23 protein-coding genes and 1 pseudogene are annotated in these 23,552 nt (G+C 32.8%); 3 read left to right on the top strand and 21 right to left on the bottom strand.

From position 1 onward, the window contains the following. Positions 1-88 precede the first annotated feature (88 nt). A complete protein-coding gene (locus tag JV528_RS05875; RefSeq protein WP_042906193.1) occupies positions 89-244 on the top strand; it encodes a hypothetical protein in 156 nt (51 codons plus the stop codon). Between the two features lie 15 nt (positions 245-259). Here the strand turns inward: JV528_RS05875 and JV528_RS05870 are convergent, their stop codons facing one another. The 6 genes from JV528_RS05870 to JV528_RS05845 form a co-directional block, all read right to left on the bottom strand. Next, complete coding sequence (locus tag JV528_RS05870) at positions 260-370, bottom strand: hypothetical protein (RefSeq protein ID WP_014532714.1); 111 nt, start codon at positions 368-370, stop codon at positions 260-262. Positions 371-469: 99 nt separating this feature from the next. Continuing rightward, on the bottom strand, positions 470-1,006 hold the full coding sequence (nrdG, locus tag JV528_RS05865; protein ID WP_025785622.1) for an anaerobic ribonucleoside-triphosphate reductase activating protein: 537 nt from the start codon (positions 1,004-1,006) through the stop codon (positions 470-472). Beyond that, entirely contained in the window at positions 1,003-2,853 is a 1,851-nt protein-coding gene (gene nrdD, locus JV528_RS05860; RefSeq protein ID WP_001071717.1) for an anaerobic ribonucleoside-triphosphate reductase, read from the bottom strand. The genes nrdG and nrdD overlap by 4 nt, the downstream gene beginning before the upstream one ends. A 246-nt stretch (positions 2,854-3,099) precedes the next feature. After that, the gene (locus JV528_RS05855) at positions 3,100-4,470 is read right to left on the bottom strand and encodes a CitMHS family transporter (protein WP_204177346.1); all 1,371 of its coding nucleotides are present in this window, start codon (positions 4,468-4,470) and stop codon (positions 3,100-3,102) included. Between the two features lie 475 nt (positions 4,471-4,945). Beyond that, positions 4,946-5,551, bottom strand: a complete 606-nt coding sequence (locus JV528_RS05850) for an NAD(P)-binding protein (RefSeq protein WP_204254812.1) — start codon at positions 5,549-5,551, stop codon at positions 4,946-4,948. A 62-nt stretch (positions 5,552-5,613) separates the two neighbouring features. Continuing rightward, complete coding sequence (locus tag JV528_RS05845) at positions 5,614-7,494, bottom strand: assimilatory sulfite reductase (NADPH) flavoprotein subunit (protein WP_204177349.1); 1,881 nt, start codon at positions 7,492-7,494, stop codon at positions 5,614-5,616. 194 nt (positions 7,495-7,688) lie between these two features. Between JV528_RS05845 and JV528_RS05840 the strand changes: the two genes are divergently transcribed. Next, positions 7,689-7,781 carry a hypothetical protein gene (locus tag JV528_RS05840; RefSeq protein ID WP_010956583.1) on the top strand — a complete coding sequence of 31 codons (93 nt, stop codon included), beginning with the start codon at positions 7,689-7,691 and terminating at the stop codon, positions 7,779-7,781. Between the two features lie 107 nt (positions 7,782-7,888). Here JV528_RS05840 and JV528_RS05835 read toward each other — a convergent pair whose 3' ends face one another. The 8 genes from JV528_RS05835 to JV528_RS05800 form a co-directional block, all read right to left on the bottom strand. Continuing rightward, entirely contained in the window at positions 7,889-8,386 is a 498-nt protein-coding gene (locus JV528_RS05835; RefSeq protein WP_001065267.1) for a glutathione peroxidase, read from the bottom strand. Positions 8,387-8,395: 9 nt separating this feature from the next. Further along, entirely contained in the window at positions 8,396-8,656 is a 261-nt protein-coding gene (locus JV528_RS05830) for a hypothetical protein (RefSeq protein ID WP_011382405.1), read from the bottom strand. Positions 8,657-9,037: 381 nt separating this feature from the next. Continuing rightward, complete coding sequence (locus tag JV528_RS05825) at positions 9,038-9,151, bottom strand: hypothetical protein (protein ID WP_078315476.1); 114 nt, start codon at positions 9,149-9,151, stop codon at positions 9,038-9,040. A 674-nt stretch (positions 9,152-9,825) separates the two neighbouring features. Beyond that, entirely contained in the window at positions 9,826-11,826 is a 2,001-nt protein-coding gene (locus tag JV528_RS05820; protein ID WP_204177351.1) for an ABC transporter permease, read from the bottom strand. Further along, positions 11,823-12,578, bottom strand: a complete 756-nt coding sequence (locus JV528_RS05815; protein WP_000923770.1) for an ABC transporter ATP-binding protein — start codon at positions 12,576-12,578, stop codon at positions 11,823-11,825. The genes JV528_RS05820 and JV528_RS05815 overlap by 4 nt, the downstream gene beginning before the upstream one ends. A gap of 107 nt (positions 12,579-12,685) precedes the next feature. Beyond that, positions 12,686-13,573: a nisin susceptibility-associated two-component system sensor histidine kinase NsaS gene (gene nsaS, locus JV528_RS05810; protein ID WP_000143420.1), complete on the bottom strand. Its 888-nt coding sequence runs from the start codon at positions 13,571-13,573 to the stop codon at positions 12,686-12,688. A gap of 10 nt (positions 13,574-13,583) precedes the next feature. After that, positions 13,584-14,249, bottom strand: a complete 666-nt coding sequence (gene nsaR / locus JV528_RS05805; RefSeq protein WP_000697877.1) for a nisin susceptibility-associated two-component system response regulator NsaR — start codon at positions 14,247-14,249, stop codon at positions 13,584-13,586. Positions 14,250-14,274: 25 nt separating this feature from the next. After that, the gene (locus tag JV528_RS05800; RefSeq protein WP_000604725.1) at positions 14,275-14,475 is read right to left on the bottom strand and encodes a hypothetical protein; all 201 of its coding nucleotides are present in this window, start codon (positions 14,473-14,475) and stop codon (positions 14,275-14,277) included. A 197-nt stretch (positions 14,476-14,672) separates the two neighbouring features. Between JV528_RS05800 and JV528_RS05795 the strand changes: the two genes are divergently transcribed. Then, positions 14,673-16,097: an alkaline phosphatase gene (locus JV528_RS05795; RefSeq protein WP_000948998.1), complete on the top strand. Its 1,425-nt coding sequence runs from the start codon at positions 14,673-14,675 to the stop codon at positions 16,095-16,097. A gap of 59 nt (positions 16,098-16,156) precedes the next feature. Here the strand turns inward: JV528_RS05795 and JV528_RS14795 are convergent, their stop codons facing one another. The 7 genes and pseudogenes from JV528_RS14795 to JV528_RS05760 form a co-directional block, all read right to left on the bottom strand. Continuing rightward, the gene (locus JV528_RS14795) at positions 16,157-16,258 is read right to left on the bottom strand and encodes an SE2200 family small protein (protein ID WP_000731972.1); all 102 of its coding nucleotides are present in this window, start codon (positions 16,256-16,258) and stop codon (positions 16,157-16,159) included. Between the two features lie 121 nt (positions 16,259-16,379). Next, complete coding sequence (locus JV528_RS05785; RefSeq protein ID WP_000106185.1) at positions 16,380-16,835, bottom strand: MarR family winged helix-turn-helix transcriptional regulator; 456 nt, start codon at positions 16,833-16,835, stop codon at positions 16,380-16,382. Positions 16,836-17,079: 244 nt separating this feature from the next. Further along, entirely contained in the window at positions 17,080-17,841 is a 762-nt protein-coding gene (locus tag JV528_RS05780) for an alpha/beta hydrolase (RefSeq protein ID WP_204177353.1), read from the bottom strand. A 117-nt stretch (positions 17,842-17,958) separates the two neighbouring features. After that, a complete protein-coding gene (gene clfB, locus JV528_RS05775; RefSeq protein WP_204177359.1) occupies positions 17,959-20,694 on the bottom strand; it encodes an MSCRAMM family adhesin clumping factor ClfB in 2,736 nt (911 codons plus the stop codon). A 363-nt stretch (positions 20,695-21,057) separates the two neighbouring features. Then, entirely contained in the window at positions 21,058-21,762 is a 705-nt protein-coding gene (locus JV528_RS05770; RefSeq protein ID WP_000138218.1) for a Crp/Fnr family transcriptional regulator, read from the bottom strand. Between the two features lie 98 nt (positions 21,763-21,860). Then, positions 21,861-22,802, bottom strand: coding sequence for a carbamate kinase (arcC, locus tag JV528_RS05765; RefSeq protein ID WP_000660032.1), 942 nt, complete (start codon positions 22,800-22,802; stop codon positions 21,861-21,863). A 16-nt stretch (positions 22,803-22,818) separates the two neighbouring features. Next, positions 22,819-23,538, bottom strand: a pseudogene (locus JV528_RS05760) (amino acid permease); the annotation flags it as partial. Positions 23,539-23,552: the final 14 nt, after the last annotated feature.

Below are 23,552 nucleotides of genomic sequence, written 5' to 3'. Positions count from 1 at the left end.
CAAAATGTAATAATTATATTGATTCACAAAATTGACAATAACTAATATTTAATAATAATGCAAATTTCATACAATTTGAAACTTAGCAATTATTGAATATTTATATAATTTTTCTCGTAATAAACAAAACTTTAATAGCGCTAAAACAACTGTGTTAAGTTATGATTTAACGAATTTAACAAATTTTACTAGAACGGTATTTAAGAATATTTATACGTTATTGATGAATATTTATTTATTGTAAAACGCTACCAAAAAGTTAGACTTCCTTCCCACTAAAATACCACTTTTTTCTTTCAACTGTTTTAAAAAACGGATATGCAACTTTTAGTATTGGTATCAAAATGATTGTTAGGTCATATTCTATCAATATATTTTTCTAAAGAATTGCTTTTATTAACTTTCAATTATGTACCTAACCTAAAAAGAAGCCAAGGCAACGGATGTTACCTTGACTTCTAATACATATTCAACTAACAATATATTCAATCATACGCGCATGCGAGAGTGATTGTTGTACATCTATAATGCGTTGATTTAAAGAACCTTTATATGGTAAATCAGGTTTGAATAAGTGTTGTATAAATAGCCCATCTACTAAAACGTCAATGTATGATAATAACTCTCGACGTTCTGTACAATCATTTGCTAAATATTCATATAAAAATCCAGTCCATACCCAAATTGTCTTTGTATTTCCAAAACGTGCTCGAAATGCTTTGACAAGATTTAATGTAATATCCAAATTACAAAATGGTTCGCCACCTAATAGACTTAGCCCAGATATATAATCATGATCGCAATCATCTAATATTTCTACTAATATTTCATCAGTGTATTTCTCGCCATATCTGAACTTTTGTGAGGCTTTGTTGTAACATCCAACACAATTAAATGGACATCCTGATACATAAACACTGCATCTTACTCCTTCACCGTCAACAAAGCTATTTGATTCTATTTTAGCAATATAACCTTGTCCTTGTTTAATGTCTAAAAGTGTCATTCTTTAGGCGCTTTCATATGTTTTACTCGTGCGCAAATTTCTTTATGACGGCCTTTAATTACTGGACGTTGAACTGGATTGCCTAAGTAGCCACATGTTCGTTTAACGACATCAACTGTTTTAGGATTATCATTGCCACAGTTCGGGCATTTAAATCCTTTTTCAGTTGCTTCAAAATCTCCATCGTAATCACATTCATAACAATGATCAATCGGAATATTTGTACCTAAGTAACCAACTTTGTCATAAGAGTAGTCCCATACCGCTTCTAGTGCTTTCAAATTGTGTTGCAATTTCGGATACTCACAATAGTGAATGAAACCACCACTCGCATAATAAGGATAATCTTTTTCAAAATCTAACTTTTCAAAAGGTGTAACATCTTTACGTACATCATAATGGAAAGAGTTTTGATAATATCCTTTATCTGTAATGTCTTTAATATCTCCAAATCTCTCTTGGTCTAAACGACAAAAACGATCCGTTAGCGATTCACTCGGCGTACTGTAAATACTGAACCAAATGTCATATAATTCTGTCCATTTCGTTTGATAACGTTTCATTTCTTTAAGAATTTCAAGCGTAAATGCTTTTGCTTCTTGAGATGTTTCCCAGTCTGGACCATAGAAAACAGTAGCTGTTTCGTATAACCCAATATAGCCCATTGAAATCGTTGCACGTTTATTTTTAAATAACTCAGCAACATCATCTGTTTCTTTTAATTTATAGTTAAAAGCGCCACTTTTATATAAAATTGGTGCGTTATTCGGTACAGCATCTTTCAAACGATTTATACGATAAAGTAATGCATCATGTAACACATCGATACGTTCATAAAAGATTTCCCAGAATTTCGTCATATTACCGGCAGATTCTAATGCCATTCTAGGTAAATTAAGTGTAACAACACCAAGATTACAACGACCATTATTTTCAAAATGACCTTCCGCATCTTTCCAACTTGGTAAAAATGAACGACAACCCATTGGCGCTTTGAAATCACCTAATATTTCTACGAGTTTGTCATAATTTAAAATATCTGGATACATACGTTTCGTTGAACACTTTAATGCTAGTTGTTTAATGTCATAGTTCGGATCTTGCGGACTAAAGTTGGTTCCTTTTTTAATTGAAAATACAAGTTTTGGGAAAATCGCTGTCGTGCGGTCTTTTCCTAAGCCTTTGATACGAGTATTTAAGATAGCTTGTTGAATTTTGCGACTTAAATGATCTGTGCCTAAGCCGAATCCTAATGTTACAAAAGGTGTCTGTCCATTAGATGTATATAAGGTATTAATTTCATATTCTAAACTTTCAATCGCATCATTGATGTCTTTAGTAACTTGTTGATCAACATAACGATCAATTTCAGATTCTTTGACAAATTGCTTTGCGATATTTCTATGTTGTTCTTCATTATGTCGTGCATATGTACTAAGTAATTCGTCAACGCGGTCAACCGTACAGCCACCATATTGACTGCTAGAAACATTGGCTATAATTTGTACAAGCTGCGCTGATGCAGTTTGTATTGATTTTGGTGAAGTTACATTCGCGTTGCCTATTTCAAATCCATTATGTAGCATATTTTTAGCATCTATTAAACAACAGTTTGTTAACGGTTGGAATGGATGATAATCTAAGTCGTGAAAATGTATGTCCCCTCTTTGATGTGCATCTGCAACGTGCTTTGGTAATAAATGATTTAATGCGTAAGATTTAGAAACGATACCTGCTGTTAAATCTCTCATTGTTGAAAATGTATCACTATCTTTGTTGGCATTTTCGTTAACAATAGCAGGATCTTTAGAAATCAAACCCGTTAATGCTTCTTCGATTTGATTCATTTTACCCCTTCTTCCTATATATTGTGTCTACCCATTACGTTATACCACTATATATAGTATTTTCAAATTTTTATTAGTCTGTTAACTAAAACGTCACAAAGTTATTAACATTTAGTGAAATTCATATTTCCACACAATTATTTCATTAATTTTTAAAATTGTTTAAAGATTCGTCCGTCATTTCGACATGTTTATGCAACTATTATTTCATTTTGTAACGGGACCATAGTTTCTATTTTTTCATACTTAAATCGTCACAATGCCCATCAACATTGCAATTACTAACATAACGATGGCGAATCCCCAAATCCAAAAGAATGCATACTTAATATACGTGCCCATGTTTGCCTCTGCTAAACCAATTGCCAACCATAAGGCTGGTGAAAATGGGCTGACAAATGTACCTATAATATTCCCTATGACCATTGAATAAGCTGTTGATACAGACGGTACACCAAATTGCCCTGCTGTTTGTTCGACGATCGGTAACACAGCAAAATAATAAGCGTCTGTGCTAGTTAGTAAATCTAATGGTACGCCAAGTAAACCTACAATAATATGCAAGTATGGTCCTACTTCTGCAGGAATCACTTTGATTAAATTCGTCGCAATCGCTTTAAGCATACCGGTTTCATTTAGTACACCTAAAAACATACCTGCTGCAATAATCACTGCAGCCATCATTAATGCATTCGGCGCATGCGCTCTTAATCGCTCCATTTGTTCATCCACTGATTTAAAATTAATAACAAGCGCCAATGAGACACCTATCATGAATGCAAATTCAGGTGGCGCAATATTTATTAACATCGCTAGAATAACAGCTAAAGTTAAAGCTGTATTCACCCATTTTATCCATGGTTTTGTTCGTGCACGTCCTTTTACAGGAAACCTTATATCTTGATCTCGTTCATATACTTCAACTAATTTATGTACATCTATATCTTGTGTTTGCGGTAATTCATTGCTAGCAATTGCTTTTTTGATACGTTTTTGTTCTTTAAATCCAAGATATACCGCAAACAACATAACAAGAATGAATCCTATTATTTGAATAGGAATTAATCCATACCATAATTCATTGACACTTTTGGCTTTTAACACTGCAGCTACACGTGCCATTGGACCTCCCCAAGGTACCATGTTCATAATCGCCGCGCTTAATGCTAATAGTAGAATCAATAAATATTTATTCATATTTAACGCTTTATATAAAGGTAATAATGCAGGAATAGAAAGCAAAAATGTTACCGCACCTGCACCATCTAATTGGGCTATTGTGCCAATTAAAGCTGTCATTGCACAGACAATGACGACATTGCCTCGTGTCATTAATATTAATCGTTTGACAAGTGGCTTGAATAAACCACTATCGTTCATGATGCCAAAGAAAATAATGGCAAAGATAAACATAATAACAACGTTAATGACTTGGTCTAACCCTTTAGCAAAAAACCCAACCAAATCTGCCACACTATATCCTAAAATCATTGCCCCTAAGCAAGGTATGATTGTCATACCTACAACTGGATTTATCTTTTTGGCAATGAGTAAACCTACAATTGAAATAATAATAATGAGCCCCATTACTGTTAACCACATATTATCACTATTCATATTATTTTCTCCCTCCACTTTTAATACAATTTACATAATCCCCCTCTTTAACTTAAATATAATAATTAATATAATTTTTTATATTTAAGTTATCTCATTTTATCAAAAAAATCTTTTTTGCGTAATAGTTAATTCGGATATCTAATTTTTATGCAGTATCTCTAATGACTATTTGAATCCAATTGATTAATTTGAATCTTTTCATAAGTATCATTTTTAATAGCAATAGTTGAATTCTCGGTTCTATTACACAAAAAAACTGGCTAAAATTAGCTATTATTCATAGCAACTTCAACCAGTTTTTCTAATAACCTATATATTTATTAAGATTTTTCAAATCGTCTATTTCTCTATGTTAGAAATTATCTTACATATTTTTATCATCTTCGCTTAGAAATTATTAGTATGCATCCCATCTTCATTTACAAACAGACATGTTATTACTTCAAGACTGCCTTTAGACGGCACACAGTTATTATTTTTTATTTAACCATGCCAAAAATTGAGCTTGTTTAGTATCGTTTAAATATTCTTTCGTCACTATTTGTGATAACAATTGCTGCTTTTCGCTGTGATTCATATCAAGTACTTTTATTTTCTGTCGGCAAGTATATAAAAAGTCGATATACGAACTGTATGATGGTGGATATAGCGCCTCAAGCTCTGCCATAATTGATTTTGTCAACTTAGGACTCGCACCATCAGTTGATACACTGATAGTTAGCTTGTCGCGGTGTAGTGCACTTGGAAATACAACATTGCCATTTGATGCATCTCCAACATTATTAAAAAGTGCATGCTCAGGTAAGGCTTGTTTTACCGCTTCATTGACACGTGGCTCATTGGTTGCTGCAATGACTAGATACGCATCTACAATATCGCTTGGTTCAAATTCTTTTTCTTTCCATATAACGACACCTTTATCTACCATATTTTGAAGTTTTTCAGTGATTTCAGGACTGATAACCATTATATGTTCAATATATTGACTTAATGTTTGTGCCCGACGACTTGCAACGACGCCTCCACCAACTATGACGACATTTTTATTTGTTAAATCTATCATTAATGGCATATTCATGTTGAGCAACATCCTTTATATAATTTTACATCATTACACCTTAAAATATTTAACACCAATCGCTAATAAACATCACGTTGATAGCGTTGTTGTTGTTTCATTTGTCGCAATAATAACTCTGCTTCTTCTTGAGAAATAAGACGTTCTTTTACCAATACATCTTTAATGGCTTGATGGACATCTTTCGCCATACATTTTTCATCGCCACAAATATAGATTGCTGCGCCTTGCTCAATCCATTCATTGAAACGTTCACTTTCTTCCATTATACGATGCTGTACATATTCTTTGTGTTCTTGGTCTCTTGAAAATGCTAAATCTACGCGTGTTAAGTTTCCATTTTCAAGCCATTCTTCTATTTCTTCTTCATATAAAAAGTCAGAACTACGGTGTTGATCACCAAAGAACAACCATGTTTTTCCAGTCATACCAAGTTCTTCACGTTCTTGTAAATATGCTCTAAAAGGAGCAATTCCAGTACCTGGTCCAATCATAATAACCGGTATATCTTGCTTCATCGGAAATTTGAAGTTCGGATTTTTCTTCAAATAAATTGGTACTATATCGCCTGGTTTAATACGCTCAGCAAAATGAACCGAGCATACACCTTTTCTCTCACGTCCATGTGCTTGATAACGAACCGTACCAACGGTAATATGCACTTCATCTGGCGTTGCCATAAAACTACTAGAAATCGAATACTCTCTTGGTGGTAATTTTCTAAGGATTTGATACATATTCTCAGGCTGTAATTCTATAGTTGGAAAATCTGTTATTAAATCTATAAAGTCCCGATTTATAACATATTCACGCGCCCATGACTCATCTTGAATACGTTCAGATAATTCTTCATCGTCAAAATAGATATCTGCATTTTTCAATAATGGCAATGTTAATTTAGTAAATTCAAAATGTGATGTTAGTGCTTCAACAATAGGAACTGTATCACCATGATCATTAATTGGCACCGGAGATTGTGGATCCCAACCTAACATGGATATTAGTTTTTCAACCAATTCAGGGTCGTTTTGCGGTAATGCTACTATACAATCTCCTGGTTCATATGATTCACTAAAATCATCAAGTAAAAATTCTATATGTCGTGTTTCTTTATTTGAATCGGTACCATTTAAATTGATATTCGCTAAAACTTCTGCTTGGTATGGATTTGATTTAGAATATTTCTTTTCTTTGGCAGACTTAATTGATTCACTTATCACCGATTCACTTTGAATACCTTCTGATGTGGTATCAATAATATTAATGATGTCTGCCATCCACTTTTCTGCGTCTTCTTCATAATCAATATCACAATCTACACGCTTACATATACGCTCAGCGCCTAGATTTTCTAGTAAAGCATCTACATCTTTACCGGCTTGACAGAAAAATTCATATGTTTGATCACCTAAAGCCAGTACTGAATATCTCACATGATTTAAATTAGGTGCGTTATCGTCTTCTAAAAATTCAAAGAAATCCCATGCATTATCAGGCGGTTCTCCTTCGCCATGAGTAGACGTAATAATAAATAAATCTTCTAACTGTGCGATGTTTGTCGTATCATATTCATCCATTGACATCAAAACAACTTGATGTCCGATATCACTTAAACGTTCTGAAAAAATTTCAGCTAAACGCATGGCATTACCTGATTCAGAACCATATAGCAATGTGACATGCCGCTGATTAGCTTCGATATGTGGCTCTTTATTTTGTAACATATACGTTGTTGAAGTTGCTTGTTCTTCTGATATTTGTGATTGTTGCCACACTTCTGTCTCTAATTGTTGTTGATTACTATCACTTATCGTATCGTTACTATTAGCTAGTAAAAAACCACTAAGCCACTGTTGTTGGCTCTCTGTTAATGTTTGCAGCAGATTGTTAATCTCTGTGACTTGTTTTTCTGTAAATGGACTATTAGATGTATTTAATTTCAAATATTTTCACCTCAATAAACTTGAAATAGATGATTGACTCATTTTTTATCGATAGTTCAGTCAATTTTTTAATATGTATGGTATAAATTAAAACAAACTTGAGTTGTGTCTGATAGTTATACTTACAAATATTTACAACCTTCATGTTGCTTGAATGACATTATCAGTAATTCAGACAAAACTTTGATTATGTCGTGTCAGTCATTAATGCATACAGTAATGCATCGTTGTTATTTTTTATTTATTTACTATTTATTATGTACCAAATCAGCCTTTCAGTAAAATAGGTCAAATTACTGATTTTCTAAATATAAAATGCCTCTTAATGACATACTATTAGTACATCATTAAGAGGCTCTTGTGTTATTTGCATACTAAGCGCTCAATTTTAAATTTAAGATGAAGATTCTTGCAATAATATTTCTATATTTGCCGATATATCCAATGGATCTTCCATTGGCAAGAATCGATTTACAACATTGCCTTGTCGATCGATTATAAATTTTGTGAAATTCCATTTTATTGGGGACCCAAAGATTCCTGGTTGTTCATTCTTTAAATGCGTAAATAACGGATGTTCATCGTTCCCGTTCACAGATATTTTAGCTAGCACTGGAAATGTAACACCAAATTTCTCACGACTAATTTTCAAGATTTCTTCATTAGAACCAGGTTGTCGATTGTCAAAATTATTATTCGGAAAACTCAACACTACAAACCCACGATCCTTATATTTTTGAAACAAAGTCTCTAGTTTTTTCAATTGTTCGCTATATATACATTCTGTTGCAGTATTAACAACTAAAATCACTTTACCTCTAAATGCTTCTAATTTATAAGTTAAGCCTTTATAATCACTTACTTCGATATCATACACATTTCTATTATTCATAAGACACCCCTACACAGCCTTTTTTATATTGAATATGTTCTTTTTAGAATGTTCTGATAAAATAAGTGCGCGTTTATACCGCGAACACACATTATATAGCGTGATACATTTTTCGAGCACACGATAAATAATGTTCGAGTTTATGTTGTTGCTCAACCTATCCGATTTACCGTCTTTTTTCACCTGTCTTACTTTATTAAAATAATCACATTGTATAGCTGTATTAGTCCAGCTACAATATCTTTCGTTATAACCCCTCATTATAATCATCCTTATTTTCTATTTTTAAAAAGACAATTAGACCGCTCTTTAAACTATAGATTAATACTTAAGTTAAACTCATACATACTGATACCATACGTTAAATCTAACAATTTAAAATTCGTTATAACTATGGATTAAAGAGCTGCCCAACTCATATAATCCTTAAAAACTTCACATGTGATTGTTTATTAAGCCCTCCTTTATCTTACTAAATATCCTTATAACCCTTTTAAAATTAAACTGACACACTCATACATTGTTACACGCGACGATAAACGTCATATTATTGCATATCATTAAAACAAGTCACTTTGTATCGTGTGCGACCGAATACATATTAAATCATCAATAATGATTATTCAATTATTAAAAATAAAAACGAACATTCTATATAGAGTTTCCACTTATTGTTTTTTCATCATTGTCTTCATTACTTAACATTCGTGTTTGTAAGTAATATTGACCACCAATATTTAGACACTTTATAAGTATGCCATTCATCATTTTTAATGATATTATTTTTCATATTGATATTTCTATTCATATATTTCTGATTGTATATTTAGATATAATCATTTGTTATTGGAAAATATATGAAACAAATTTGACTCATCTTTTTCAATATCTAAATGACACGATGCATGATTTTTGAACTTTGTAATTAATTTACTTTTAACTTCTTTTTAAATTAGACTGAATTGTGACAATTTTCAAACATTTTAATGTGTAAATCATTGGCAAAATATACGAATTGCATTTAAATCGTCAATTTACATATATTTTTGCGTAGTAATCAATCGTTATCATTGTTATTTATCGTTACATTATTTCGAGTATCAGTATGTATTTCGGGCTTCGTTTGATAACGACATTTCTTTGTGACATCGCTTCATCAGTGTAACAACAAATACAATGATTTCGTGATGTTAGTTACCCATTTTATGTGTTGCATAAAATATGTTGTTATAAAACATTTTAAATCATTTTATATAAACAAGCTATATATTTTTGATATTTCAAAAATATAACTTGTCATAAAAGTAAAAAAACCGACAAGACATTGTATCTTATCGGTTAAAATTTGTTATTGTTATTTGTAATGTTTTTAGGTTTCTTTTTAATATAATATATTTCAGTGAAAATACATGATTGATTGTGATTTCACTGAAACATGGTTAATTACGTTGTTGATGAATAACTTTAGCATAAATATAGGAAGTTATTTTGTACATCGCCATATATAGAAACGAAATTATAATGACAGCTAATACGTAACTTGTTAAAAATATATGATGATTATTAATACCTAACATATTTAGTAACGTATATACAATGTTACTAGAAATTAATGTATGAATCAGTGCTACTGTTATTGGTATTGCGAACAAGAAAGTCATTTGATTTCGTGTTATCTTTGCTATTCTCCCATTATCTAAACCAAGTTTTTTCATAATGTCATAATTGTGCTGATTTGCATAGGCTTCTGAAACTTGTTTATAGTACATCATTAAAAATATTCCAATGACAAGTACAATTGATACTACGCCACCTACAAATATTAGTCCACCTGTCAGACGATCCCAAACCATTAGCATTTCTGATTTAGAATTTATTGACGCATCGTATTTTTTCGATAGCTTTTGTATTTGTGATGTTGTTAATTTCGTCTTTCCAGATACATTAAAGTTTATCGATATTGTCGACTTCTTTTGTTCATGTGCATAAAATCCTTTTACTTTTTGTAATTGATTGTTATCTTTAACAATTAAAACCATACTATCTTGAATCATCATCAAATTTAACGCATGTGCGTCAAGTTGTTTCACTTTAAAGACTTCATTATTAAGACCGACCTTAGACTGCTTTTTAAAAATAGGTACATTCGTAATCATACCTATACTTTGATTGTCTAAGTGTAATTTGTTTTCGTGATATCGATTATAATCTTGTGCAGTAAGTGCTGTGATCATTAATGATTGCTTAGAAAATATCGAGCCTTCATTACCAATGAAGTCTATTGGAATATCATCACTAGCCTGTTTTAACTTGTAATAAGCACGATTCTTTTCTAAAGAAGCTCTAAATAATGTCGTTTCATATACTTTGAAGTCTTTTGCATTAACCGAACCCTGTATATCACGTTTAATATTCTCAATCGTTTGTTGACGTTCTATTTGTGACTTAGAATTGTCGCTAAATGACAAATCATAATCATTCGTAATCAACTTCGTAATGGTATGATTCATATCGCGATAGGTTGTTAATGTCATTGTGAGCGTTACAATCAAAAATGTACACAGCAAAGTGATTGTTGCAAGACTGACTGCATTCATTTTAAGACGTACACGCATCCCGACTACCACAAAAAAATACCGTGGATGATAGTAAACTTTTGATACCTGCTGCAATATACTAATAATTATTTCACTTATACCTACAAAAAATGCATAAGTACCGATAATAACTAATCCTATGACAATCCATATTTTAAAAAAGGCACCAAACGTCGTATCTTGTTGTAATGCAATAAAGTAGCCTAAATATAGTGCTGCGCTTCCTATAACAATTAAAACGTAACGCAACCATCGTGATATGACACTGGAATCAGAACGATGTTGATAAGTTATCGGTCGTTGAAAATTAATACTGAACAAGTTGAATATAAGTAGCATGCCCATTAATACAGCAATGATAATCAAAGTAATAAACATCGCTACAGAGTCAAATGGATAATACCTTAACGTCGCAACTTCACTGCCCATTATTTTCTGTATAAACAAGAAAAATATCGCACCAAGTAAGTATCCGCCGGCAATACTAACGACTGAAATTATTATAAATTGTAAGATAGTTTCCATCACTACAATTAAACGCATACTTTTCTTGGTCATGCCCAATGTCATAAAAATGCTAAACTCTTTTCGTCTTTGTGACATCATAAAGTGATTTGCATAGAAAATAAAAATAAAAGTTAAAAGCGCCATAAAAAAATTAGCTATGATAATAAATGGTACTAGGAAGTCATTCTTCTGTTTTATGTAGCTATTTAATCCAATTGACACAAGCGTATATTCAATCATGAATAGTACACTTACCGCTAAAATGAATGGAATGATTACAAGTCGCTGCGTGATAAATTGACGTCGCATTATGTGCCATAACAATCTTAACTTCATATATTGACACTTCCTCCATTCACAAGTGCTAAGCTATCTGTTATTCGTTGTTGAAAAGCTAATTGACTTTCTTCACCACGATATATTTCATGATATAGACGCCCATCTTTAATAAAAATGACACGCTCTGCATAAGACGCATCGATATTTGAATGAGTTACCATTAAAATTGTCTGTTTCAATTGATGAATCTCTTGAAATAACATCATCAATGCCTTTGATGTTTTTGAATCAAGTGCACCTGTAGGTTCATCGGCTAGTAAAATCGTCGGTTTAGTAACTAATGCACGTGCAATGGCAATGCGTTGCTTCTGACCCCCTGAGATTTCAGAAGGATATTTGTTTAAAAATCCCTCTAAATGTAATTGTACTGTCAGCTGATGAACCCTTTGTTCTATATCTTTTCGTTTAGCACCAGCTAAAATTAATGGCATCATTATATTTTCTTTATTCGTCATTGTTGGTAAAAGATTAAAATCTTGAAAAACAAAACCTACCATTTGTTGACGATACAATGCTTTACTTTTATTTTTCATATTATTTAAATGTGCGCCATCCACAATAATGTCACCTTCAGTTAGTCCATCAAAAGAAGCAATTAAATTTAGTAGTGTAGACTTCCCTGACCCAGACTCACCCATAATTGCAACAAATTCACCAGCTCCAACTGATAAATTCATTTGATTAAGTGCTGTCGTAGCATTCAAACCTTTACCATAAACCTTTTTTACATGTTTCACTTCTAGCAACATGGCATGCACCTCATTTCTTTGTTAGTTCTATATTAAAACAAAAAAATACTAATAACATTTAAATTAGTGAAAAAATGTTACTAGTATGCTTACAATATTGAAAGTTTTTATTCATCTGGAAATTGAATCGTAAATGTTGTACCCTCATTTTGTTTAGATACGACTGAAACAGGATGGTTTGTGTGAGTTGAAATTTGTTTTACGATAAATAAACCAATCCCACTTGAGTTACTTTGCCGCTGGCCATTATAACCTGAATAGCCCTTATCAAATATTTTAGGCAAGTCCGCTTCACTAATACCGATACCATTATCTTTTACGTATAATTGATTGGATTGCTCATCAAATTCAATCCATATATCTTTACCTCTCGCATACTTAAGTGCATTATTTATTAATTGTTCTATCATTAAAGAGGTCCATCTAACGTCAGTTAATACTTCGTGATGACAAGGTTCATAATGGATTTTTGTTTTTTGATCAATAAACTGTATTGAATATTTCATAATAATTGGGCGAATGATATTGTTAATCGAAATTTTAGTGACAGAAATATCAGAAGTTTCATTTAATAACTTTAAATAACTAAGTGCTAAACTTGTATAGTTATCAATTTGAATAACCTCTTGACGAACACGATTCACAACATTAGGCTCATCTCTTTCAAGTAACAGTTGTGCTGCAGTAATGGGTGTTTTCATTTGATGTACCCATGTTAAAAAGTAGCTCTCTACATCATTTTTATATTCAATTTGTTCATTTTTAAGCTGATACAACGCATTTTCTAAGTTTTCAATTTGTTGTTGTTGGCTTATAGTTTTTACAAAACTTAAATATTTAATACCTATAAATATGAGTAATAATAATAAAATAACGCCAAGTGCTAGTAAATATGCTTCTAATGGCAAATGATACAGGTAAAACATTAAGCCAAATAAAGCAAAAATAACTATGACTATTGCTATTTCCTGAGTAATACTTTTAAGAAAGGTCATTGCATTCACCCTATACTTTATATCCGACATTTTTCTTTGTAATGATAAAATCATTAACGCCAATAGTATTTAATTTTTTACGCAGGCGCGTCATGTTAACAGCTAATGTGTTATCATCTATGAAGTTTTCTGATTCCCAACATTTTTCAATTAAAGCAGTTCTACTTACATATTTATCTTCATTTTGAAATAATAACTTTAATATTTGTAATTCAGTCAAAGATAGCTGTATGTTTTGTTCTTGATACACGACTTTTGCTTCATCTAATATTAATGTACAACCTTTAACCGTCAATGAATCATTAGCTACTGACAAGTCATAAGTTCGTCTCAATAATGCTTGAATTTTGGCAATCGTTAATGACAAGTTAAATGGTTTTTCGATAAAATCATCTCCCCCCATTTGTATTGCCATAATTTGGTCCATATTATCAATACGGGAACTAATAAATATAATTGGCACATTAGATGTTTTTCGGATTTCTTGACACCAATGAAAACCATTTAACGTTGGCAAATTAATATCTAGCAATACAAGCTGAGGTTGATGTTGGTTAAAGATAGACAGTATATCATCAAATTGTTCAACGACAATAACACCGTAATTCCATTTTTTAAGTTCAGATGCTAAACTTTCTGCTATAACAAAATCATCTTCAACAATTAATATTTTCATCTATAATCTTCTTCCTTCAATTGAATTATCCTTTGTCATCTTTTTGTTCTTTAGCCTGCTGCAATGACGGCTCTTGATTTGAACTTTCCGTGTCATTTGTATTTTGATTTAGTGTATTTGCTTTTTCTTTCTCGAGTTGCTTTTTCTTCGTACGTTTACGCTCTTCTAAAATAGACAACACTATAAAGAATATGATTAATAATGGAGATAACATTACTAGTATCATTTTTCCACCTCAAATTATATTTAATTCTATATTTTCACACGCTTCTATTCTAACGCTTTCTATAACAAATTGTCATATATATTCATTTTTTGTTATTCTAAATCACTCTGTTTACATACTTTTAACTAAAACTACATAATTGCTCAAAATTCCTCTTTTACACTGAAGACATAGTCATATACTCAGGAGGATGTCTTATGTTATCAATTAAAAAAGCCACAAAATTTGCAGTTGCTAACCTTATTATCGTGTCAACAGTTTTTAGTTCTGTCACACCTGCAATTGCGCAATCCGATAAAAGTACTAAAGATGAAAGTTTCGCGGTTGGTAATACTAAAAATCCAAAAAATGTTATCTTTTTAGTTGGCGATGGCATGGGTCCATCATTTAACACAGCTTATCGTTATTATAAAAATGATCCGCATGCTAAAGAAATGACCCCTACTGCTTTTGATTCATATTTAAAAGGCACAAATCGTACATATTCAAATGACCCAAAACAGAATATTACTGATTCTGCAGCTGGCGGAACAGCCTTTAGTTCTGGTCATAAAACATATAATGGTGCCATCGGTGTTGACAGTAACAAGCAGAAAGTAAAGACGGTGCTTGAACGTGCAAAAGAAAAAGGTAAGTCGACTGGTCTTGTTTCAACAGCTGAATTAACAGATGCAACACCAGCAGCATATGCTGCACACGTGACTTCTAGAGATGATAAAAACGAAATCGCTAAACAATTTTATAAAGATAAAATCAACGGAAAGCATAAAGTTGATGTTTTATTAGGCGGTGGCGCTAAATATTTCGGTAAAAGTAATGGCAATTTAGATAAAAAATTCAAAAAAGATGGTTACGATCTTGCCACGAACAGTAAGGAGTTATCAAAATCTGATAAAGATAAAGTTCTTGGTTTGTTTGCAGATAAAAATATGCCACTTGCAATAGATGCTTCTAAAGAAGAACCATCATTAGCTGATATGCAACAAAGTGCACTTAGTAAGCTTGAGCGTAATAAAAAAGGGTTCTTTTTAATGGTCGAAGGTGCTTCTATAGATAAATCAGCGCATTCTAACGATATTACAGGCGTTATGTCTGAAATGGAAGGTTTTGAAAAAGCGTTCGATGACGCCATTCAATATGCTAAGAAACATAAAGATACACTTGTCGTTGCAACAGCAGATCACTCTACTGGTGGTCTAACAATTGGTAAAGATAAAGGATACGAATGGAATCCTCAACCGATTAAATCGATGAAACACTCTGGATCATATATGACAGAAAAAATGGCTAAAGGTGAAGACCCTGAAAAAGTTATTAATGAAGGTTATGGCTTTGAATTTTCACAAGATGATATGAAAAAGGTTAAAAAAGAGAATAAAAAGCTAAAAAGACTACTTAAAAAAGAAAAAGACGAAAAATCCGCAGATGTAGAAAAACAAACAAAAGCCTTACAACACGCAATTCAGAAGCCAGTAAATGATAAATCTTATACAGGGTGGACTTCCGATGGACATACAGGCGAGGATGTTAATACCTACGCTTATGGACCTAGATCAGAATCATTTAGTGGTAATATCGAAAATACAGAAAGCGCAAAAATAATATTTGATATATTCAAGTAAAACATAAAAAAATTCCCGAGCACTACAACAAGGTGTTCGGGAATTTTTTATGGTTTAATTTAGTACTCAATGTTAGGTGCTTGGTTAACACGTTCTTGGTATTTTTTAAATGCGAAGTATAAACCGCCAACTAATGTTAAAATAACTGCTAATTTTTTCATCATTCAAACTCCTTTCTAAGATGTGTTGAAACTGAGTTCAATTAAATTATATGTTTTTATTATACACTTTTTGACATATTTTTTAAATTTAAGAATGCGAAGATTTTTAACATTTCTGATGCTAGCTTTCTTTTTCATCTTTCAAATGCTTAATAAAATCAAAGCCAGGTCGCCCTTTAGCCAATGCTTCCATCACATCATACCAATCCGAACCGACTTGTTGATATATATTTTGCAATAATTCATCTTGCGCCTTGTTCAATTCAGCAATGAGTTGATCACCTTTATCCGTCGAATATAATTTTTTGACACGTCGATCAGTCTCTAAAACTTTTTCAATAATGAGACCTTGCTCTTTTAATTTTTGAAGTGTTGCATGTGATCCTTGTTTAGAAATTTCTAATATTTCTAGTAATGATTTAATAGTAATACCAGGTAATTTATTGATAAAAAACAAAAAACGATGATGCTGACGGCTCATACCATACTTCTCTATAATTTCATCAGCGGTAGTAATAAACGTTTTATATGCAAAATAAAACAACATATGCTCATAATCGTTTTTATTGGTCGACATGATGATGACTCCTTTCAAAGCGTTAACCTCATTATAATAAAATTTATAATGTAAGTCATACAAATGATGATAAAACTATAAGCTAAATCTAAGTTTCACGAGAAACATTTTTGTGTATCAGCAAATTGCGCCAATCATATTAATACAAAATTAATTTAAACACTCAGAAATGTTAGTCGTGAGTAAATAGTTTGTATCACTCACTCTGTGTATTTAATGCAGCCACATATTTTCCAAGAAATAATTAATCATTCACCATCCATGTTATAGCCCGCTTAATCGCTTGGTCCCAATATGCATAATCATGATCTCCTGGTCCATCTTCAAATTGATAAGGAACATTTTTGCGTGATAAATAATCGATAAAATCTAAGTTGTCTTGATATAAAAAGTCTTGTTTACCACATATAATGAGCAATTTTGGAATTTGTTTATCTTCAGCTACAGCTTTGTCTAGCAAGTAATACGGATCATGTTCAGTTCCTTTAACACTTGAAAGATTGCCAATTATGGCCTCTTTTGAAAAATCATTCCACTCTAGATCCATTAAATTTTGCGCTTCAAACACAGCAGATAATGGTACAGCTTTGGCAAATTTATCCCCTTGTGTTAATGCAAATATAATTGTGCCATATCCTCCCATAGAGTGACCTGCTATAAAATTGTCATCACGCTTTTTGGAAAGTGGAAATATTTGATGAACATAATCATATACTTCCAAAATATAATCATAATAGCTATGACCATATGCCATGTTAGCATATGCGCTATGATCCACATTGGGCATAATCACAGCTAATTTGTGTTCATTCGCATACCTTTCTATGCTTGTATATCTCATATATGTCGTTTCATCACTTGATAATCCATGTAACAACATTAAAGTTTTTAATGGTTTAGCAGTTGTATCGTTATTAAAGAAGCTTTGATCTTCCGGTAAAATGACTGTCAAATTTTGATGCATACCAATTGTTGGTGAATGATAGTTTAATGAAATATAAGCCATACGTCATGACTCCTTTCTAATTCTACTTTATCAACATTTTACGCTTAAACAATTCACTTTAAAATCATTTTCAACAAAAAAAACCGAATACAAATGTATTCGGCCTGAAAAAAGTATTTACGCTTTTTCTTTATGATCTTGCTTGCGTTTTCTAAACAATAGTAATGATCCTAATAATGCCATCATTGCACCAAATAAAGTTGCATTTGTGTTTTCGCTCTTATCTCCTGTTTCTGGTAAAGCATCAGTTTTGTGTTGTTTTGATGCCTTATTAGAATGGTTTACTTCACCTTTAGGATTTGATGGTGCTTTCTGTTCATTATTTGGTGGTGTAACTCTTGAATCGGAGTCGCTATCTGAGTCCGAATCGCTATCTGAATCGGAGTCACTGTCTGAATCGGAGTCACTGTCTGAGTCTGAATCGCTGTCTGAATCCGAATCGCTGTCTGAATCCGAATCACTATCTGAATCAGAATCACTGTCTGAATCTGACTCACTGTCTGAATCCGAGTCGCTGTCTGAATCCGAATCGCTGTCTGAATCTGAGTCACTATCTGAGTCTGAATCACTATCTGAATCTGAGTCGCTGTCTGAGTCCGAGTCGCTATCTGAATCCGAATCGCTATCTGAGTCCGAGTCGCTGTCTGAATCTGACTCACTGTCTGAATCAGAATCGCTGTCTGAATCTGAGTCACTGTCTGAATCTGACTCACTGTCTGAATCCGAGTCGCTGTCTGAATCAGAATCGCTGTCTGAATCTGAGTCACTATCTGAGTCTGAATCACTATCTGAATCTGAGTCGCTGTCTGAATCAAAATCGCTATCTGAGTCCGAATCGCTGTCTGAATCAGAATCGCTATCTGAGTCCGAATCGCTGTCTGAATCTGACTCACTGTCTGAGTCTAAATCACTGTCTGAATCTGAGTCACTATCTGAATCAGAATCGCTGTCTGAATCAGAATCGCTGTCTGAATTCGAGTCGCTGTCTGAGTCCGAGTTGCTATCTGAGTCCGAGTCACTGTCTGAACCTGAGTCGCTGTCTGAACCTGAGTCGCTGTCTGAACCTGAGTCGCTGTCTGAGCCTGAGTCACTGTCCGAATCCGAATCCGGATCTGGTTCTGGGCTTGGCTCTGGATCTCTCGTTGGTTCCGGATCCGGGTCTGGACTTGGTTCTGGATCCGGCGTTGGCTCCGGTTCTGGCTCTGGGTCAACCGGTGGCCCTGGAGTTGGATCTTTCGGATTTACTGCTGAATCACCATCAGCACTTCCACCACCATAACGTACAACATTCTCATTATTCCAACCGAAAATACTGTAATCTTTACCTGTCGCTAAATCTACGTTTTCTTGAATAACCTGCGTTTTCAAGTTTTTACCTGTATTATCATAGTGGCCTTCAACTAATACGACATATGTTTTAGTTATATCACCAAAATTAATACTTGCTACGTTTGGATGTTCATAAAAAATTCTATTATTAAACTCATTCGTTACTTCTTTAAGGTTAGAGTCATTTGGGTCTGCATAGTAGCTATCTGATAATTTAGATGTATCATTCACTTCAAAAATTCTCAGTTTTGTATCTGTAGCACTTACTTTACCGCTACTTTCTTCGATTTTATCTTGGTAACCTTTAATATACACCCACGTATTACCTAAAACTCGTTGCTTAGGGTTAACAAATACCGTTTGCTTGTATGTGTTTTGACCTGAAGCTGTATCTACACCAATAATTTGAGAAGAAATGTTCGCGCCATTTGGCTTATCAATTCCTGCAATTGGTGAACTATAGTTATAAGTAATTTGATTATTAAACATTTCATCTGCAATATTAATATTAGCAGGATATGTTCCTGATTTAGGTGCCTTTGCTCGGTCTGTAAATAATGGTAATGAAAATTGTCCGTTAATATTTTCTTTATCATTTACATAATCTGTAAAGACAAATGTATACGTCTTAGTCAAGATATCATATGTTGCTTTAGCTACAACGTCTTTTTTATCATTCACTATATCTGCAATTGGCATCGTATTATTTGAATTAGAGTAATCCACGTCTCCATTACCAGTTAAACTTTCTGGTAACTTCGCTGTAAAATAATCCCCTGATTTCACTTGTCCAGTCACTGTAAAGTTTGCCGCCATAAAAGTATTACCACTTTGGTTAGGGTCAAATGTAGTCTTTTCTAATTGAAAATCTTTTGCCGTAACTTTATCATTTACATTTGTGCCTTTAGCATCACCAGCATTTACTACAGGTTCAGCAACTGCAAGACTACGTACAGCTCTCGTTCTAACACTTGGTTTACTAGTTCCTTGCGCATTGGAAATCGTTTGTGGTGATGATTGTGGTAAATCTAATGTTTGAGGATTTTTAAGCTCACTGTTTGTTGTTATGCTATTAGCATCATTCGTTGTTTTATTATCTACTTGAGAATTTGCTTCTTGAGGAACAGTTCGATCTTGCATTTTTGCAGCAGTTGCTTGATCTTTAATTGCCGTCGGTTGAGGTGTTTCATTTGTTGAAGCTGGCTCTGTTGTAGTGGTATTGCTCGTTTGTGTAGACATTGGTTTTGCTGTTCTATCTACATTCGCACTGTTTGTGTTTGCACTAATATCAGATGTATCATTAGCCGTTGTATTTAATTGAGGTGTTTCTATCGTATTGTTTTTTTCGGAATCTGCACTTGCATTATTTTTCGAAGATTGCGTTGTATCGTTCGATTGTTCTGAAGCTTGTGCTTGATGATTGCCTATCCCAAATAGTATAGTTGCCCCTACTATTACTGATGTGGTACCTACTGTAAAACGTCTAATCGAATACTTATTCTGCTTATTCGACAAATAATCAATTCTTTTTTTTCAAAAATATTACTCCATTTCAATTTCTAGATTAGTCTAAATTGTATAATGAAATAAGAATTATATCAATTGCTTTTCGAAAAAAATTATGTAAAATTTGTTTTCTTCCTATTTATATAACTTAAAATTTTCTGTTAACTAGCAAAAATCAATATACTATTTTTACACTATTGCAAATTTTTTACTTTTCAAAAACTTAGAAGTTCTAAATTTTTCATCACCTTAAATTTTACTGTAATTTCAACAATCAAATTTAACTAACATATTAAATTAATCATCACGCTAGCAAAAAAAGGCCTAACGTATAAATGTACGTTAGACCTCATGTTCAACTTATTCATTTTACATTGTATATTAAACACATACATCATTGAATAAATGTTTGCTTACTAACCAATTTTTATGATCTTTAACAACAAGTTTTTCATCTTTAAGTTCATGAATAATATGACCAGCTGTTTCCCGGGAAATCCCAGCCATATCACTCATGAGTTGAATAGTTAAAAACTGTTTGATTTCATAAAATTCATCTTGATCGTATCCTACTGTCTGACATAGATGGCATAACAATTTGATAATTCGATCTTTAGCAAATTTACTTGTTAATGCCATATTATAGTTCATGTGTTGCTGCTCATTATCATTTATTAATGCAAAAAGTGTCAAAAATATATCATCATTAGCTTTGCACAAAAAGGCCATCAATTCTCTAGGCAATCCAAGAACTGTACAATCGGTTAATGCTGTACACAATTCGTTAACTTCTTTCGGATGAAATAAGTTACTGATTGGAAATAATACTTGCTCTTTATTAAAATAACGATATACATCTCCATTTTGATTGTAATGTTCTCTAATAATGTTACCTTCAATTAAAAAGTAAATATTGCTACTTTCTTGTGGCGAAAAATAAATAACTTGGCCTTTCGTATAATGTCTGACAAAACATTCACTTTGATATGGTTGTAATATACTATATGGGATATTAATGTAATCTGCTAATGCCTTTAGTTCATGTTCTAATTTATTATTTCTACCCAAAATAAAGTTTTCTGTCATAAGTTAAACTCCTTCAAACCTTGCAAAGTGTCAGCAGACAACTTTTTCATTTGAATCAACGGAGAAACATATTTAATGTTTTGTCGCGTGATAAAGTGCTACATGTGAATGTGTGTACCTTTATTACCAATCAAAGCTTCGTATGCCTGCTCTAAATTGGTAATGATAACTTTTTTGTTTTCCCCACTTTCAACAAATCGTATCGCAGCTTCTATTTTTGGCAACATCGATCCTTCCGCAAACTTACCTTGTGCTGCGTATTTTTTCAGTGTTGCTACATCAATATCATCGATTTGTTGTTGATTAGGTTCATTAAAGTTAATAAATACATTTTCTACATTCGTAAGAATCATTAAGGTATCTGCTTCAATCAGCGTTGCTAATTTCTCACTAGCAAAATCTTTATCTATAACCGCTTCAACACCTTCATAGGTATTTTCTTTTTTTATAACTGGAATACCGCCACCACCGCATGCAATGACAATATTTTTACCGTCTGCTAAAGTTCGAATTAACTGGTGTTCTAGTATAGATTGAGGTAGTGGTGACGCAACTACTTTTCTATAACCACGTCCTGCATCTTCTTTAAAGACTGAGTCTGGCTGTTCTTTTTGTAATTCTTCAACTTCTTCTTTCGTATAAAAAGGACCAATTGGTTTAGTTGGGTTATCAAATCGTGGATCATTTTTGTCTACTTCCACACGTGTAACGATTGTGCCTACAGTTCTATCACTATTCATTTCAGTTAAAATGCGATTGATTTCAGTTTCCAACCAATAGCCTATCATACCCTGTGACATTGCACCACAAGTATCCAATGGCATTGCCGGCGTTGTGTCACTGTTCGATTTAGCTTGTTGGATTAATAAACTTCCAATTTGTGGGCCATTACCATGTGAAATGACAATACGCGCTGGTGAATCAAATAAAGGTTTAAGGTTTTGCATCGCACGTCTAATAGCTGTTTGTTGTGCTTCAGCTGTTGCTTCTTTTGTCTGTATCGCATTACCGCCTAATGCAATGACAATTTTCTCTTTCATATTTTTGTCGCTCCTTTTAAAAAACATTTATCGTTCCCATCAATAACTTAATTAACCCGATAACTGCAAGTACGATAATAATCATAAAAAGAATATAGTCTGATTTAATCAAACGTGTCTGATTATTCTTTTGAACGATTGAATAAACAAGAAAAGCTGGAATATAAAGTAACATCGTCAATAATAAGTAATTGATACCTGCTGCATATATAAGCCATATAGCATAAATTGAGGCTATGATACCAATCGTCCATTGTTTAGTAGTTGCTTGCTGTCTATGCTCTAAAGTGTATTTAACTTGGTAAAATGCACTGAACATATAAGGGTATAAAATAGCACTTGATGCTAGTGAAAATGCAAATTGATACGCACTCTGTGTAAATAGCATACTTATTAAAAATAATTGTACTAATATATTGGTAATAAGCAGTGCATTTACAGGTGCTCCATTTTTATTTTCTTTAGCAAACCATTTTGGAAATAATCCATCTTTTGCAACAATGAAAGGTAATTCACCAGCAAGCAGTGTCCATCCTAACCATGCACCTAGTACCGAAATAATTAAACCAATATTTACAAGTGTAGATCCCCAACCACCTACAATAGTTGCAAGCACCTGCGCCATACTTGGCGAATCTAATTGAGAAATATGATTTTGCAAAATCACGCCTTGAGCTAATACAGTTAATAAGAAATAGATAATTAAAACTGATATAAGTCCTATAACCGTTGAACTGCACCCAGTCTAGT

The organism is Staphylococcus sp. GDB20D11A (assembly GCF_016893255.1).
Lineage (GTDB): Bacteria > Bacillota > Bacilli > Staphylococcales > Staphylococcaceae > Staphylococcus > Staphylococcus aureus.
This window is presented reverse-complemented; position numbering and strand designations above follow the sequence as displayed.